General features: G+C 54.1%; 17 protein-coding genes. 7 read left to right on the forward strand and 10 right to left on the reverse strand.

Annotated elements, in window-relative coordinates; genetic code table 11:
* Position 1 precedes the first annotated feature (1 nt).
* The 3 genes from BLU05_RS14950 to BLU05_RS14960 all read left to right on the forward strand — a co-directional run bounded on the left by BLU05_RS14950 (position 2) and on the right by BLU05_RS14960 (position 2,679).
* On the forward strand, positions 2 to 772 hold the full coding sequence (locus tag BLU05_RS14950) for an SURF1 family protein (protein ID WP_091881328.1): 771 nt from the start codon (positions 2 to 4) through the stop codon (positions 770 to 772).
* Between the two features lie 76 nt (positions 773 to 848).
* Positions 849 to 2,156 carry an ATP-binding protein gene (locus BLU05_RS14955; protein WP_244518396.1) on the forward strand — a complete coding sequence of 436 codons (1,308 nt, stop codon included), beginning with the start codon at positions 849 to 851 and terminating at the stop codon, positions 2,154 to 2,156.
* The gene (locus tag BLU05_RS14960) at positions 2,146 to 2,679 is read left to right on the forward strand and encodes a response regulator transcription factor (protein WP_091881330.1); all 534 of its coding nucleotides are present in this window, start codon (positions 2,146 to 2,148) and stop codon (positions 2,677 to 2,679) included. Before BLU05_RS14955 ends, BLU05_RS14960 begins: the two co-directional genes overlap by 11 nt.
* Positions 2,680 to 2,697: 18 nt before the next feature.
* On the opposite strand, the gene BLU05_RS14965 is transcribed toward BLU05_RS14960, so the two are convergent.
* The 4 genes from BLU05_RS14965 to BLU05_RS14980 all read right to left on the reverse strand — a co-directional run bounded on the left by BLU05_RS14965 (position 2,698) and on the right by BLU05_RS14980 (position 7,230).
* Positions 2,698 to 3,543, reverse strand: a complete 846-nt coding sequence (locus tag BLU05_RS14965) for an ornithine lipid ester-linked acyl 2-hydroxylase OlsC (RefSeq protein ID WP_244518364.1) — start codon at positions 3,541 to 3,543, stop codon at positions 2,698 to 2,700.
* A 226-nt stretch (positions 3,544 to 3,769) separates the two neighbouring features.
* Positions 3,770 to 4,333 (reverse strand): methylated-DNA--[protein]-cysteine S-methyltransferase, encoded by a 564-nt coding sequence (locus BLU05_RS14970; RefSeq protein ID WP_091881336.1) that lies wholly within the window; start codon positions 4,331 to 4,333, stop codon positions 3,770 to 3,772.
* Between the two features lie 106 nt (positions 4,334 to 4,439).
* Entirely contained in the window at positions 4,440 to 5,969 is a 1,530-nt protein-coding gene (locus BLU05_RS14975; protein WP_244518397.1) for a DHA2 family efflux MFS transporter permease subunit, read from the reverse strand.
* A 70-nt stretch (positions 5,970 to 6,039) separates the two neighbouring features.
* A complete protein-coding gene (locus BLU05_RS14980; RefSeq protein WP_091881342.1) occupies positions 6,040 to 7,230 on the reverse strand; it encodes an HlyD family secretion protein in 1,191 nt (396 codons plus the stop codon).
* A 165-nt stretch (positions 7,231 to 7,395) separates the two neighbouring features.
* On the opposite strand from BLU05_RS14980, the gene BLU05_RS14985 reads away from it, so the two are divergent.
* Entirely contained in the window at positions 7,396 to 8,118 is a 723-nt protein-coding gene (locus BLU05_RS14985) for a TetR/AcrR family transcriptional regulator (protein WP_175540621.1), read from the forward strand.
* A 1-nt stretch (position 8,119) separates the two neighbouring features.
* Here the strand turns inward: BLU05_RS14985 and BLU05_RS14990 are convergent, their stop codons facing one another.
* Both BLU05_RS14990 and BLU05_RS14995 read right to left on the reverse strand, forming a co-directional pair.
* Positions 8,120 to 9,256, reverse strand: coding sequence for an NAD(P)-binding domain-containing protein (locus tag BLU05_RS14990; RefSeq protein ID WP_091881348.1), 1,137 nt, complete (start codon positions 9,254 to 9,256; stop codon positions 8,120 to 8,122).
* A gap of 59 nt (positions 9,257 to 9,315) precedes the next feature.
* Positions 9,316 to 10,197, reverse strand: coding sequence for an NAD(P)-dependent oxidoreductase (locus BLU05_RS14995; protein ID WP_091881351.1), 882 nt, complete (start codon positions 10,195 to 10,197; stop codon positions 9,316 to 9,318).
* Between the two features lie 103 nt (positions 10,198 to 10,300).
* Here BLU05_RS14995 and BLU05_RS15000 point away from each other — a divergent pair, with 103 nt between their 5' ends.
* Complete coding sequence (locus tag BLU05_RS15000; protein WP_091881353.1) at positions 10,301 to 11,185, forward strand: LysR family transcriptional regulator; 885 nt, start codon at positions 10,301 to 10,303, stop codon at positions 11,183 to 11,185.
* Here the strand turns inward: BLU05_RS15000 and BLU05_RS15005 are convergent.
* A complete protein-coding gene (locus tag BLU05_RS15005; protein WP_091881356.1) occupies positions 11,178 to 12,065 on the reverse strand; it encodes a LysR family transcriptional regulator in 888 nt (295 codons plus the stop codon). The genes BLU05_RS15000 and BLU05_RS15005 overlap by 8 nt on opposite strands.
* A 97-nt stretch (positions 12,066 to 12,162) precedes the next feature.
* Between BLU05_RS15005 and BLU05_RS15010 the strand changes: the two genes are divergently transcribed.
* Both BLU05_RS15010 and BLU05_RS15015 read left to right on the forward strand, forming a co-directional pair.
* Positions 12,163 to 12,912: a sulfite exporter TauE/SafE family protein gene (locus BLU05_RS15010; protein WP_091881358.1), complete on the forward strand. Its 750-nt coding sequence runs from the start codon at positions 12,163 to 12,165 to the stop codon at positions 12,910 to 12,912.
* Between the two features lie 84 nt (positions 12,913 to 12,996).
* The gene (locus BLU05_RS15015) at positions 12,997 to 13,644 is read left to right on the forward strand and encodes a dihydrofolate reductase family protein (protein WP_091881361.1); all 648 of its coding nucleotides are present in this window, start codon (positions 12,997 to 12,999) and stop codon (positions 13,642 to 13,644) included.
* Positions 13,645 to 13,710: 66 nt separating this feature from the next.
* Here the strand turns inward: BLU05_RS15015 and BLU05_RS15020 are convergent, their stop codons facing one another.
* The 3 genes from BLU05_RS15020 to BLU05_RS15030 are packed head-to-tail and all read right to left on the reverse strand — an operon-like array spanning position 13,711 to position 15,760.
* Positions 13,711 to 14,430, reverse strand: coding sequence for a Bax inhibitor-1/YccA family protein (locus BLU05_RS15020; protein WP_091882284.1), 720 nt, complete (start codon positions 14,428 to 14,430; stop codon positions 13,711 to 13,713).
* Between the two features lie 27 nt (positions 14,431 to 14,457).
* On the reverse strand, positions 14,458 to 15,231 hold the full coding sequence (locus tag BLU05_RS15025) for an anti-sigma factor family protein (protein ID WP_091881363.1): 774 nt from the start codon (positions 15,229 to 15,231) through the stop codon (positions 14,458 to 14,460).
* Positions 15,215 to 15,760: a sigma-70 family RNA polymerase sigma factor gene (locus BLU05_RS15030; RefSeq protein ID WP_091881366.1), complete on the reverse strand. Its 546-nt coding sequence runs from the start codon at positions 15,758 to 15,760 to the stop codon at positions 15,215 to 15,217. The genes BLU05_RS15025 and BLU05_RS15030 overlap by 17 nt, the downstream gene beginning before the upstream one ends.
* Positions 15,761 to 15,852: the final 92 nt, after the last annotated feature.

The raw sequence follows: 15,852 nt of genomic DNA on the forward strand, positions 1-15,852 counted from the left end.
AATGGATGGCAATGTTGACGACAGCGGCGACCCTGCAAACCCACGACCGACATCTCTGTGGCGGCTTGGCATGTTTGGGCTTGTCGCGTTGTTGGGGGTCGTTCTGCTGTGCGGCCTTGGTATCTGGCAGATGGAGCGACGCGTCTGGAAACTGGATCTGATCGAGCGTGTCGAGCAACGTGTTGGCGCACCTACAACGCCTGCGCCGGGACCAGATACTTGGCCCGCGATTGGTGATCAGGATACCTATCGTCATATCCGTGTGAGCGGACGTTTTCTGCAAAACCGTGATACGCTTGTCAAAGCCGTTACAGAGCGCGGCAGCGGATACTGGCTTATGAGCCCTTTCCAGACAGACAATGGTTTTACTGTGCTGATTAACCGGGGTTTTGTACCGGAAGGAACAGCAGAGGGCTCATGGCAGGAAACCGCGGACACGCAGATCACGGGCCTTATGCGCATGACTGAACCCAAAGGAGGTTTCCTCAGGCGGAACGATGCCTCTGTCGATCGATGGTATTCGCGCGATGTTGACGCAATCGCGACAGCAAAATCCCTTGGTGTCATCGCCCCCTATTTTATTGATGCAGATGCCAATGCCAAATCGCAACAACCTCCCATCGGAGGATTGACGGTCATTCGTTTTGCCAACAATCATCTGGTTTATGCCATAACATGGTTTGTACTGGCCCTTATGCTTGCCGCAGCTACGATTTACGTTGGACGGAATGAATGGCAAATTCGCAAAATCATACGATTGAATCGGTCCTGACATATTGAGCCAAGTGCTGAACCCAGAGGCGGAACGCGTGGAGTCGAAACAGATCAGCGCAGCTGAAAATAGTCTGATGACCGGGCTTGGACCCGTGGCACCGCCAGCCGATTACACCGCCAATTGGAAAAATATGAGCCTTCTGATCCAGCTTCGCTGGATCGCGGTCGTCGGACAAATCGTGACGATTGCCGTTGTGCACGAATGGTTCAATATTGAATTGCCACTGCTTCCGATGTTTCTGGTTCTCGCTGGGATTATTGGGCTCAATCTCGCCAGCATTGTCTGGCTGCGCAATGACAAGATTACCACACAGGCCTCTCTGTTTATCGTTCTTGTGTTCGACGTGGCTGCTCTCACCGCGCAGCTCTATTTGAGTGGCGGCGCAACCAATCCCTTTATTTTCCTGTATCTCTTGCAGGTGACGCTCAGTGCGGTGCTGCTGGACGCGCGACTGACTTCAGCGATCGTCGCCATAGCCTGCACAAGCTTTGCTGGCCTTACGGTATTCTACGAACCCATTATCCTGCCCGGCCAAGGCTTCGATGAGCTTTTTCGCCTCCACATTATCGGCATGCTCATCTGCTTCGTTCTGGACGCTGCTCTCCTTGTCGTGTTTGTGGCGCGGATCAATCGCAATCTGCGCGAGCGCGATGCGAACCTTGCTGCCTTGAAACAGCATGCGGCAGAAGAGGATCATATTGTCCGTATGGGACTGCTTGCATCCGGTGCTGCACATGAGCTTGGTACACCGCTTTCTTCACTCTCGGTCATTCTTGGGGACTGGCGGCGCGTTCCCGCCCTTGCCAAAAACCCCGATCTTGTGCAGGAAATCGACGAAATGCAGGCAGAGGTGCAGCGCTGCAAAGCGATTGTGACCGGCATTTTGCTCGCGGCCGGTGAAGCGCGCGGAGAAGCTCCTGCTATCACCACCGTCAATGCTTTCCTTGACGAACTTGTCGCTGAATGGCGCGCCGCGCGGTCTGCGACAACCCTTTCCTATGGGAATGCTTTTGGACTCAATCTTACAATCGTCTCGGATTCAGCCCTGAAACAGGTCATATTCAACGTGCTCGACAATGCATTCGATGCATCGCCCGGTTGGGTCGGTTTTCTGGCGGAGCGCGAGGGCGATATGCTGGTGCTCCGTGTCAATGATGCAGGTCCCGGCTTTCAGCCCGATATATTGGCAAAGTTTGGCAAGCCTTATCAGTCAAGCAAGGGTCGCCTCGGTGGTGGTCTCGGGCTTTTTCTGGTCGTCAATGCGGTGCGCAAACTTGGGGGCGCCGTGAATGCACGCAATCTGCCGCAGGGTGGCGCTTCTGTGACATTGGAGTTGCCGCTTGCATCGCTCGCCATTGGAGTGCGTGACCATGACAAGTGAACGGCTGCTGGTTATTGTTGAAGACGACACCGCGTTTGCCCGGACTCTGAAACGCTCCTTTGAGCGGCGCGAATACAGTGTCGTGTTGGCGAGCGGACTTGAGGAAGTTCAGGAGATTCTGAAGACCCAATCGCCACACTATGCAATCGTCGATCTGAAACTTGCCGGCGCTTCGGGCCTCACCTGCGTCGAGGCACTGCATGCCCATGACCCGGAAATGCTCATTGTCGTGCTGACGGGTTTCGCCAGCATTGCAACGGCCGTGGAAGCAATCAAGCTTGGTGCGTGTCACTATCTGGCCAAGCCATCCAATTCCGACGATATCGAAGCAGCATTCAGCAAGGCAGCAGGTAATACACAGATTGATCTGACCGCACGCCCGACGTCTATCAAGACGCTGGAATGGGAACGTATCCATCAGATGTTGGTAGAGACGGACTTCAACATATCAGAGACGGCGAGACGGCTTGGCATGCACCGCCGCACCCTCGCCCGCAAACTTGAAAAACGCCGGGTGAATTAGCCCGGCGCATTTCTTCGCTTACCGACCAGGTTGATTGCGCAGCTTTTCCGCTTCCGCATAAAAGCGCTTTTCCCATTCCTTGTGGTTATCGAGCCCTTCCCGAATGAATGGGGTGAATACGGCCAGATTCATGAGCAGCCAATTGACGAAATTGGCTGGGAACCTCGTGGGCTTTACGAAATCGACGAAAAGAACAACGCGGGTTTTATCCGTATGATTCCAGGCTTCGTGCTCATAGGCATCATCGAAAATGAGCGCCTTGCCCTCCTGCCAGTGACAAATCTGGTCTTTGACGCGAATTGCCAGCCTGTCTGACTGTTCAGGAACAATCATGCCCAAATGGAGACGGAGCACACCATTATATGGCCCGCGATGCGGTGGCAGATGCTTTCCGGGTTCGAAGATCGAAAACATTGCCGTTTTCAGATTTGGAATCTTTTGCACGGCCGCCCAAGTCTTCGGGCAGGCAAGAATATTCTGTTCAGATTTCACGCCAAACCCGATCAGGAAGAACGTCTTCCAGCTCTTGTCCGTCGAAATGGTTTTAACATCGGTGGAAATGTCCTGAAATGCGGGCAATTCGCTCTGCCGAACAAGAACCTTGTCAAGTTCCGAGCGGATTTCCGGCCAGGCTTTTTCTATCTCGCTCGACCACGGAAAGGTGGCATTGTCATAAACCGGAGGATTGCCGAATTTGGCATATTTCAGATTGAGGCCCTCAGCCCAGGATACGATGCTCATGAAAAAGCGCGTGACCCGGCTGGCGCGCTCCATCGGTGCAATTCCGACCGTTTCAAAAGACTGCTTCGCATTTCCCGTCTGCAGTTTTCCTGAATCAGATTCTTTCAAAGTTCCGTCAGTCACGATTTCTATCCCAATCATTCATTGGCTTTACCCGCGCGTGCCGGACTCAATATCTTCAAAGAGCCCGGCACGCGTGTAGACTTTAGATTATACAATCTATGTGGAGTTTCTAGGGCTCGCAGCAATAATTGAGAAGCCAACTCAGCTTTTTCAGGTGCTTTTTGCCGGTGTTATCCAATGAACCGCATCACTTCATCGTGTCTTTGGCAACCCTCTGAAAGGTTCGCTAAAGTCCCAGAGATTGCTGTCCCGGCTCCGTTGGCCCGACGTGGACACCTTCCAGTTCAAGCATCCGAATTTTGGATGACGAGCCACCCGGTGCGGAGAAACCGCCGACCTTGCCGCCTGCAGCCAGTACCCGGTGACATGGAATAATCAACGCGACCGGATTCTTCGCCATAGCCTGCCCAACGTCCCGCGCGGCTTCCGGTCCGGCACCAAGTTCCTTCGCCAAACCACCATAAGTGACTGTATGGCCCCAGCCAACACGCCGGACGGCATCATAGATGCGTTTGAAGAACTCATCCTGTCCATCAAGATCCAGCTTTATGTCAGAAAAGTCCGTCTCCTCGCCTTTGAAATAGCGTTTTACGGCGGCTACGGCTTCAGAAATTTCCGGCGTGGGAGCGGCAGGTTCCGCGACCGGCAAACGCCTTAACAAAAGCCGCTCGGTTGATTCAGCGCTCTTTGTCGGGAGTTGAAAACGCGTGACACCTTGGCTGTTCCAGGCAATTCCGCAAAAGCCGCCCTCGGTTTCAAAAACAAGATAATTGTGCACTGTCTGACCCATAACATGGCCTCCATCTTTCACTTGTTATGAACATCATGCCGACAGGCTTTTGATTCAACCCGTTTCTTGCACAATATGAAAGCTACTGACGATCCATGACAAACCTCTAATGAGCAGGTGCGCCGCTCGACTGCCCCTTCTTGGTCAGAAGCACAAAGAATGCAGCAATAATCAGCATGGCCCCGAGAACAACGAATGTATCGCTGTAACCCATGATCAGCGATTGCTTCTTGACCGTCTGCCCGAGCGCAATAATAGCCTGCTCGCGCGCTGCGACGGGATCACTGACACCATGCGCCATAAAATAAGCCGTCATCTGATCAAGCCTGCCACGCACTGTCTCGCTGAACAGATTGACCGAGGTGCCGATGGTGTTGGAGTGAAACTGCTCCCGTTTGGTGACGATCGTTGCAAGCATTGCCGTGCCAAATGCACCGCCGAGATTCCTCAGCATATTGAAGACACCAGATGCGGCAGCGGACTCATTGCGCGCTACACCCACCATTGCAATGGCCGTCAACGGAGCCATGACGACCGCTTGCCCGATGGCACGCACAATATTGGGAACCCAGAGCTGATCACCGGAATAGTTGGCCGACATGTGAACGTTCATGAAGCAACTGCCGCCGAACACACACAATCCGAGAAATACAATAATCCGCGTATCGAACCTGCCCATCAGCATGGGAACAAACGGAATGATCAAAAGCTGCGGCAAACCGGTCCATGCCATGACAGAGCCGATCTGTTCGGAATTGTACCCCTGAACCTGTCCCAGATATTGCGGCAACAGATATACTGAGCCATAGAGGCCGAAGCCGACAAGCATGTTGGCGGCAGTGCCAAGACCGAAATTGCGCCGCTTTAACAGACGCAAGTTTACAGCCGGGTTCTTCACCGTCAGCTCGATCCAGACAAACAGAGCCAGAAAGACAACGGCGATGATGGTGAGGCGAACGATGAACGGTGAACCCAGCCAGTCGTTTTTATTGCCTTCTTCAAGGACAGTCTGAAGCGCACCCAGACCGATGGCCATAGCCAATATGCCGAACCAATCCCCTTCCTTCAGCAAACCAAGGTTCATGGGTTGGCGCTCAAGATTAAGGTAGAGCGCAGTGACCATGAAGGCGCCGGGTACGAGATTGATAAAGAAAATGTACTGCCAACCATAATTCTCGGTCAGATATCCACCAATCGTCGGACCGATGGCCGGAGCAAACGTGGCCGTTATGGCAAAGAGAGCCATACCGATTGAATGCTGGGAGCGTGGCAGCTTCGTCAGGATCAGCGTGAACGCCATGGGAATCAGCACGCCGCCCGTAAAGCCTTGAATTGCCCGCAGGATAATCATCTCTTCAAGATTGCGCGCAAATGCACAGGCTACCGAGAACGCCAGAAACAGAAGTGCGTTAACCAGCAGAAACCGCCGGAAAGAGAACACCCGGCTGAGATAATCCGTCAGAGGGATGACAATGATTTCGCCAATGAGATAGGCTGTTGATATCCAGGCGCCATTATCGACACCTGTACCAATACCGCCCTCGATATTAAGCAGTGACGCATTGGTAATCTGGATATTCAACACGGCCATGAAGGCGCCGATCAGGCCCGCAAAGACAGTAATCCATGTCTTCATGCTTGCGGGCTGTTCCAGATCGGCAGCGGGTGTGGCGGCAGCGGACATTTTCTTCGTCCTATTTGGATCTTTAGTTGCTGGCCTTGTAGCAGGCAGTCGCACCACAATTGGCCGCGCTATCCGCATTCTTGAGATTGATAGTGGGAGTGACCGACATGCCGGGACGCAACAGGCCAGTCAGCTTGCTGTCATTATCAAGCACAACCTTGACCGGGATACGCTGAACGATCTTGGTGAAGTTGCCAGTGGCATTGTCGGGCGGCAGCAAGGCAAATTCCTGACCGCTCGCGGGCGCAATACTGTCAACAACGCCCTTCAGCGCGACACCCGGATATGTATCGACAGCGATATCGACAGGCTGTCCCTTTTTCACATCGGTCAGCTGCGTTTCCTTGAAGTTCGCGATGACATAGACATTGTCGACTGGAACCACTGCCATAAGCTGGGTGCCGGACTGCACATATTGTCCGACGCGTAGCGTACGGTTGCCGACAACCCCATCAACAGGTGAGACAATCGTGGTGTAGCTCAGATTAAGTTCAGCTTGATCCTGTACTGCCTTGTCATGAGCGAGTGCGGCATTGGCTTTCGCCAACTGCGCTTGCAACACGCCGATCTGCTTTTGCGCCGAGATAACAGCTCCCTCGTCGCGCTGCAGGGTTGCCTTGGCAATATCAAGTTTGGACACCGCCTGCTGCGCGTTCTGCACACTGCCAGCGCCTTGCGTTGCAAGGGCGCCGTAACGGTCATTGTCCTGCTGGGCGAACTTCAGGCTGGCCTGATCAACAGACACGGTGGACTGCGCCTGCGCAATCGCTGCCTGCTGCTGATCAATACTTGCCATGGTATTTTCTATATCGGCCTGTGCGGCAGCTACATCAGCCTTGGCCTGATCGAGCGCAACGACATAATCACGATCATCAATTTTGGCCAAAGGCTCATTGGCATGAACCGGCTGGTTGTCTGCGACGAGCACCTCACGCAGATAACCCGAGACTTTCGGCGCAACGATCGTGGAATCGGCCTTTACATAGGCATCATCGGTTGATTCCTGAAACCGGCCGACTGTCCAGTAATGCCAGCCGAACTCAGCAGCCAACCCGACAACAACCACGGCAGCGCCAATCATAAGCAGGCGGCGAACATTCCGTGGACGCGGCTTCGGCGGCTCCGTAACAGTTCCCTGTGGTGCCGGCATTGCCTCGTCAGCACTCAGTGTCTTTTCAATCTTCAGCTCGAGTGGTTGCGTGTTTTTGGTCATGGTGAATGCCCTAGGTTGAGAAACTAGATCGGCACGGGTTGGGGGAACTCGGGTCGGGGAGATAAATAAGGAACTAATCAGTTCCCTAATTATGTCTGGACAATTCCGATTGCAAGACAGAAAATGCACGAGCAACTATTTTTGAAGACCGAAAGCAGAACACTGGTGACAAACCTGACAGTTACTCTTGAAATCGACCCTGATGATCCCGGCGAAAACACGGAAGAGATCAAACGTCCACGAGGGCGGCCTCAGAATCGATCCGATGCGGAAACCAAACATCTGATCCTGCAGGTCGCAACGCAGGTCCTATTAAAGAACGGCTATACGGCAACCCGGATGGAAACGGTCGCGCGCGAAGCTGGCGTCGCCAAACGAACGATCTATCGCTTCTGGACAACGAAATCCGATCTACTGGCTGCAATTACTGCCGAACGAGGGGAAGAAATCGTCGCGAAGGTGGATAAATTCCTTCAGACAATTCATCCGGAATCCCTCGATAAGCTGGGGCTGAAAAGCGCACTCGAACACATATTGAGCGAGTTTGCCCATATCATCCTGTCGGATCAAACCGTGGCTTTCTATCGTCTCGTAACTGCGGAAGCCTTGAATTTTCCAGAGGTGGCAACTGCCTTTTACCGGGAGGGGCCGTCCAGAAGTTCTGCAATGGTTGCCCGTTTTCTGGAACAGCAGCAAAAACGTGGGCTGATCAAGCTTGAAGACACAAAGGTTGCAGCTTCCATGTTGTTGAGCATGGTGACTGCAGAACCGTTTCGCATGGCAACACTGGGTCTTGCAGGTGTTCCGGAAGACCGGGAAATTGAGGCACGCGTTGCCATGGCTGCGACACTGTTTCTGGAAGGATGCAGTACGAACCCTGCCAAATAGCCTATCCCTCCAGCAATCCTAAATGGGTCGCAAGCTCGCGCGCCGCAGCCCCGCCCGCGCGGTTTGCGCCTATTGTAGAGGCGGAAGGTCCATATCCAACCAGATGAATACGCGGATCTTTGGCTACCTGCGTCGCCAGCCTGCCTGATATGATGATGCCGCCATTCTCTTCACGGATTTGCAGTGGCGCGAGGTGGTCCAGAGAGCTGCGGAATCCGGTACACCAGAGAATGACGTCCGCTCTCTGTTCTGTACCATCTGCCCAACGAACACCGTTTTCAGTGATATTCGTGAACATGGGCAACCGATTGAGCACACCGCGTGCTTGGGCGGCCCGCAAGGCTGGCGTCCATGGAATGCCCGTTACTGAAACAACAGAACCCGGCACCAGTCCGCGCCTTACACGATCTTCCACAATGGCAACGGCCGCGCGCCCATCCTCAGACGTGAATGGCTGATCGCGAAACTGCGGCTCCTGCCTTGTCACCCAGGTTGTCGACGTGACGCGCGAAATCTCGTCCAGTAATTGCAAAGCGGAAATACCCCCACCAACAACAATGACGTGCTTTCCGGCGAACTCATCGGCTGTCTTATAGTCATGGGTATGAAGCTGGCGGCCCTTGAAACTTTCGGCACCCGGATAGGTCGGGATATAGGGTGTTTCCCACGTCCCGGTCGCGTTGATGATGCCCCGGGCGGAAAAACCTCCCTGCTCCGTTTCGACGCGAAAACGGCCAGATCGTTCGCAGACCACGGTCACTGTCTGCGGCCTGATCACCGGCAGTTCAAACTTTCGTTCATAGGCCGCATAATATTGCGGTACGGCCACCGACGCCTTTACCTCGTCACCGACATCCACTGCATCGGAAAACCGCAAACCGGGCAGATCATGAACGCGGTTGACAGTCGTCAAAGTCAGGGATGGCCAGCGATATTGCCACGCCCCGCCAGCGCCCGGTGATTTGTCCAGAACCAGATAATTCTTCCACGATTTGAGACCAAGTTGCTGCAGATGGTATGCCGAGGAAAGCCCTGCCTGTCCGGCACCAATGACGATTATATCCGCCTTCAGCAAAGTGCGGACGTCGTTCCGCTCTGACGCGTTGTCTGTTTTTCGCTCAGTTGGGGGAAAAAGCATATTATCTGAAGGCATACCCAATCATAAGTTTGATCCAGACGAATTCAAGTGCCCAGCCCTCAACTGTTGCCCATATCCGTTCGGGCCTCAATGGCGCGAACAACGGCTGCCATGTCGTCCTGACCATGTCCAAGGGCCACGGTCTCCCCGTAAAGCGAATAACAAATATCGAGCAAGGGTGAAGCAATGTTTGACTGTCTTGCTGCCGCTGCGATCAGCCGGTTGTTCTTTAAAACATCGCTGATCGAAGTTAACGCCGCAAAATCCCCATCAACCAGCTTATGGGCGCGGAGGCGCGATACGCTGCTTGCCATCGGCCCTGCGTCGAGCACAGCGAGAAATTGTTGCAGATCAAGCTGATGACGCTCGGCAAAATGAAACGATTCGGCGAGGCCAGTGACCATTGTGATCAGAAAGAGATTGATCGACAGCTTCATCAGAAGGGCGGAAGGAACCTTACCGCACTCCACCACCTGATGACACATCGGTTGCATCAATGGTCGTACTTCATCGACGCTCACGGGATCGCCGGCCAGCATTGCCACGAGTAAGCCGGCCTCGGCCGGTTTGCGGGACCCTGAAACCGGCGCTTCGACATAACTACCTCCTGCCGCCCGGATATCAGCTTCAAGCCCGCGTGAATATTCAGCCGAATTCGTACCCATACTGACGACGATGTGCTGCGCAACATTGATGGCGAAATCCGGTGTACCCCGCCCCAGCACCAAATCGTTGGCATCGCTATCGACCATCATCAAAATGACAATGCGCGCCCGAGAAAACACCCCTGCCGGACTATCGGCCACGCGCGCTCCTGCGGCGCGTAAAGGTTCAATTTTATCGGAAGACCGGTTCCACGCGACAAGCGATATCCCAGCTTTGACCAGATTGAGCGCCATAGGCTGGCCCATCAGACCAAGACCGATAAAACCAACATCCATTTAAACCTCCAGCACGAGTTCCGAATTTTCTTCGTACGCTAGCAATCGATGACACATTCGACTATCAAATAGATATGAAGTGATACTTCAGGAAACCATAAGTATGAACACAACTCTCGATATGGATGCCCTGCGAACAATGGTTGTCGGCACGGATATGAAGAGCTTCGCCCGCGCGGCATCTCAGCTCGGCCGTTCGCAATCGGCCATCAGCATGCAATTAAAGAAGCTTGAGCAGCAGACGGGGCAAACCTTGTTTCGTCGCAGTGGTCGCGGGCTTGTTCTGACTGAGGCCGGTGAATCGCTGCTGGCTTACGCCCGGCGGATCATTGCGCTGAACGATGAAGCCACCGCATCTCTTGGCACAATGGCCGCGTCAGCGGCGGTGCGCATCGGATTGCCCCAGGATTTCTTTGATGACGTGATGCCCGAAATCATCACCCGTTTTGCCCTTCTCAGGCCAAATGTTCATGTGGAGGTAGCAGCTGGTCGCAATTATGCACTTGAGGAAGAGGTTCGCACGGGTCGGCTTGATGTAGCCCTTGCATTCTTTCCTGCGGGCTCGGATACGCATGGAACATTGATAGCCTCGCAACAAATATTGTGGTTCGCCAACGAGCATTTAACCAAGCCGCTGAATGGGGATTCGCTTGCGCTTGTCCTGAATGACCATCCGTGCCTCTTCAGGCAAACGGCTTTGCAGACACTGGAAAGCAAAGGGTTGCGTTGGCGTTTATCGCTGACAACGCCAAGTCTGCCGGGCATATGGGCTGCAGTCCGGTCGGGACATGGCCTTTCGCCCAGAACGGCACATGGGGTCCCGGCGGGTATACGCGACATAGGCAAAGAGTTTGATCTGCCTGAACTTCCCCGGATTGAGTTGCGGATGCTGACTGCAAGCAACCTTTCTCCCGCCGCAGTAGATTTGCAGGACATATTAAACGCGGTGGCCACCGAGAAGGTTGGACAGAATCAACAAGCTAATTGACGCGAGATAGGTGCTCGACCAGTTCCCGTGCGTGAGGATGCAAATCATCAAATCTGCGCGCACAAATTGCGAGATGCCGGGTGGCCCATATGTCAGTCAAACGGATCGAATGAATTGTCATTGAGCGGCGATATCTTTTGGCGGCTGTTTCCGGAACGATTCCCACACCGACACCATGCGCAACCATGCGGCAAATGCTTTCAAAAGTCCGCATGCGGATGCGAAAAGAGAGGGGATGTCCAGCGCGCGCCGCATGATCCCCCAGATAATCCTGCAGCGGACTCCCCGCGCTGAGCCCGACAAATTCCTGTCCGGCCACATCCTGAAACGCGATATGGCGATGGCCGGCCCATTTGCTTGACCGGGCGACAACCAGGACAAGTCGATCAATGGCAAAGGATCGCAGTTCGAGTTTTCCGGGGTCAACCGCATTGGTGATGATACCGACATCGGCTGAACCACCAGCCACTGCCTTGACGATTTCCGTGCTGAGACGTTCCTTCAGATCAATATCGACATTCGGTCGGCCAGCGAGAAAGATTGCGAGTTTCTCCGGCAGGAATTCCTTCATTGCAGCCGTATTCGCCAGCAGGCGAATATGGCTTTTCAATCCCTTTGAAAATTCGCCCAGTTCGCCGCGCATCTGCTCGATCTGTTGCAGGACAATGCGGGCATGATGGGCAACCGCATCACCCGCTGGCGTCGGTTCAACACCGCGTCTGCCCCGTTCAAGCAAGGGAAGACCGATCACCTCTTCCATGCCGCGCAGACGTGCGCTCGCGGACGGAAGTGTCATGTTGGCTTGCGCGGCACCATGGGTGATACTTCCAGCTTCCACAACCAGAAGAAAGAGGCGTAAATCTGTGAGGTCAAAGCGCATACATTGCTAGTAACATTCAATCTGCCTTCGTCATAGCCTTAGGCAGAGTATGTTTCTTCCGCATTGTGAAAGGCGCGACGGCAGGCAATCTAAGAGCATGTTTGATTTGCCCCTCGCCTCCCTTCTTATCATTGCGCTCACATTCTTTCTTGCCGGGATCGTCAAGGGCGTCACCGGCATGGGCTTACCGACTGTTGCCATGGGCATTCTCGGCACGATTATGCCACCGGCCGGTGCCGCCGCCCTTCTGCTCGTGCCATCCTTCGTGACCAACGTGCTGCAATTATTGTCCGGACCAAGCTTTGCCGCTCTCGCATTGCGCCTATGGGCAATGATGCTTGCCATTTTATTGGGAACTATCGCCGGGTCCTGGCTCATGGCCAATGATACCGCAGGCTGGACCACAATGGGTTTAGGCGCTGCGCTGATGATCTATGCCGGCTACAGTCTTATGGCGCGGCAACTATCGGTCCCGCGAAATCTGGAGCCTCTCCTGTCACCGCTCATCGGCGTCATCACGGGCGTTGTAACCGGCGCAACAGGTGTGTTTGTCATTCCTGCCGTCCCCTACCTGCAATCGCTCGGTTTGACCAAGGATGATTTGATACAGGCTCTTGGCCTATCCTTTACTGTTTCAACCATAGCCCTTGGCGTCGGATTGACATCAGGCGGAGCCTTGCAGCTCGACAGTTTGAGCACATCCACGCTTGCTCTGGCACCGGCACTATTGGGTATGTGGTGCGGCCAGAAGGTACGCAATGCGATCAGCCCCACATCATTCCGCCGCTGGTTCCTGATCTGCCTCCTGCTGCTGGGGCTGGAACTCGTCTTAAAACAGCTATTCTGACATCCACCTATTGCTCATTTTTCTTGCACTTCTATTTGGGAGCCGCTTAGTTTCGACCGCCAGTTGAAACAAGAGGAATGATCCATGTCGAAACTTTACGTTCGCAGCTTCTCTTTATCCTTGGATGGTTATGGCGCAGGCCCTGATCAAAGCTTAGATAATCCACTTGGCGTGAACGGAATGTCCCTGCACCAGTGGGCCTTTACCACACGCACGTTTCAAAAGATGTTTGGTCAGGATGGCGGCGTAACTGGGATCGATGATGACTTCGCTAAACTCGGCTTCGACAACATCGGAGCGTGGATCCTTGGACGCAACATGTTCGGTCCGGTGAGAGGGCCCTGGCCCGATGATAGCTGGAAAGGATGGTGGGGTGATAATCCGTCCTACCACGCTCCCGTTTTCGTTCTGACGCATCATGAGCGTCCGTCTATCGTGATGGAAGGTGGAACAACATTTCATTTTGTGACAGATGGTATCCAAAGCGCGCTGACACAGGCCAAGGCTGCGGCTGGCGGAAAGGATGTGCGGGTTGGCGGCGGCGTTGATACGGTCAAACAATACCTGCGGGCGCGTCTTATCGACGAGTTGCATCTCGCCGTATCACCGGTGTTTCTGGGCCAAGGTGAAAACCTGTTTTCCGATATTGATCTTCGCAGCCTCGGATACGTTTTTGGCCGCAGTGTAGCCACTCCCAATGCTACCCATCTCATTATTACCAAGGAAAGTTAGGGCAGCAAAAACCCGTGCTGGGCTCACAGCACGGGTTTGATTTGCGCAATCAGTGATCTGACCGGATTACTCTTCGCGCTGACCTGTCAGCTGGAGCAGCAACTGGAAGATATTGACAAAGTTCAGATAGAGCGAGAATGCGCCAAAAACAGCAAGCTTCTGTTGCGATTCAGAATCGAAGCTTTCCGCATACTGTTCCTTGATCGACTGCGTGTCCCAGGCCGTCAAACCGATGAATACCAGCACACCGGCAACCGACACCACGAACTGCAGCATTGATGAACCGAGGAAAAGGTTGACGACACTGGCAACAACAACACCGATCAGGCCCATCATCAGGAATGCACTGAACTGGGAAAGGTCACGTTTGGTTGTGTAACCATAGAGGCTGGTTGCACCAAACATGGTCGCTGCGATGAAGAACGTACGGGCGATGCTGGTTCCGGTGAAAACGAGGAACACCGATGCCAACGACAATCCCATCACCGCACAGAACGCCCAGAACATGGCCTGCGCCGAAGACGCGGACATGGACTGCATCTTGAAAGAGAAGAACATGACAAATGCCAGCGGAGCCAGCATTACGACCCATTTCAGGGGTGTCGAAAAGATGGGTACATAAAGAGCTGGTGTTGACGCAACAACAAACGCAACAACACCGGTCAGGACAAGACCAAGACCCATATAATTGTAGATGCGCAGCATATGCCGGCGCAGACCTTCATCGAAGGCCGCGGAAGACTGGCCGCGAGCCGTGTCCATCCCATAGCGAAGAGGGGTATTCATAAACATGGTTCCTTTCGGTTCATTGGATCAGTAAAGGGTTTTGGCAAGGCTTATCGCAGCGTTTTCGAGATCTGCTGTTGCAGCATCCGAAACGAGCGCATAGGCGACATCGCCAATCTGGAAATAGGCCGCCGAAGTGTCATTCACGCGCACAGCCTTGGGTTTGACGACGTCAAACGTGCCGGGGCGGACGGCAAAGAGTGAAACCGGACCAAGATTATCAGACCGGACTTCCATTTCGACGCTCGGCCCGAAATTGGATGGGAACAGCTGAACATCGCGAACGCTCCACTTGTCTGGCATGGTAGGTATGACGATCCCGGTCGATGCGCGTATCTCGGCAGGGTCATAACTGCGCGTTTGCGGTTGCGATGCCATACCGGCACGGACCGAAGAGGTCTTGTGGGCCATGATGGCATCGGAGACATAGGCCGGTGGAGGCGTCGCAGCCACCACCTTTGAGACTGTCAAAGGGCCAAATCCCGCATGCGCCATCCATCCCAAAGCGAGCAAAACACCAACCGCTGCCACACGCTGCAATCCGCCAAACAGCCGATCGCGTCCGAGGCCTCGTTCCAGACGATGAGCAAGCTCCGAAGTTTCCGGAGAACCCGTCGTGTGGCCCTGCACTAAAGCGAGTCGCAGTTCATCTCGCGACTGCAAATCGGACATAACGCGAGCCGCCTGTTCCGGGTGCTGTGACAAGTAGCGTGCAACCTCAATCCGCCGCAGCGCATCAAGTTGATCGTCAATGTAAGCATCAAGATCAGCTTCGACCACGGGATCAATCGTTTCGGTCATCGCGACCTCCTACAATTTTCAAGTGACCAGATTTGTCTGGCTGCTTTTCTGTTTCCTGCGAACGAAGCGTTGCGCGAGCGCGGCTGATCCGCGACATCAAGGTCCCGACAGGAATGTTCAACGTCCCTGCCGCTTCCTCATAAGAAAGCCCCTCAATAGCCACGAGATGGAGGGCAGACCTCTGCTCCTCGGGCAGCGCAAAAAACGCTTCTCTTATCTGGCCAAGCCGCACGGAATGCTCCTGCGGCGCATCGATGCTCGTCTCATTCAAGAAATAGGCGGTTTCCAGAGTTCGGGCTTCTGTCGCGCTTGAACGCTTGACGTCGATGAACCGGTTATGGAGGATCGACAGCAGCCAGCCACGCAACGTTTTGCCGTGACGAAACCCGCCTCGCCGCTCATAGGCGCGCAGAAGCGTATCCTGAACAAGGTCCTCGGCGTCAGCATCGTTCCGGGTCAGGGAACGGGCATAACGACGAAGAGACCCAAGCTGTCCAACAACATCAAAGCGTGGTTTCGGCGTTTTCATAATGAGTATACGGAGCCCGCGCGGTTTTATTCCCGCTGCATCCTATTATTTTTTACAGCTCAAACAGATTATTTGTTTTGGAAGGGCGCTGA

This window comes from Phyllobacterium sp. OV277, from assembly GCF_900104355.1.
GTDB lineage: Bacteria > Pseudomonadota > Alphaproteobacteria > Rhizobiales > Rhizobiaceae > Phyllobacterium.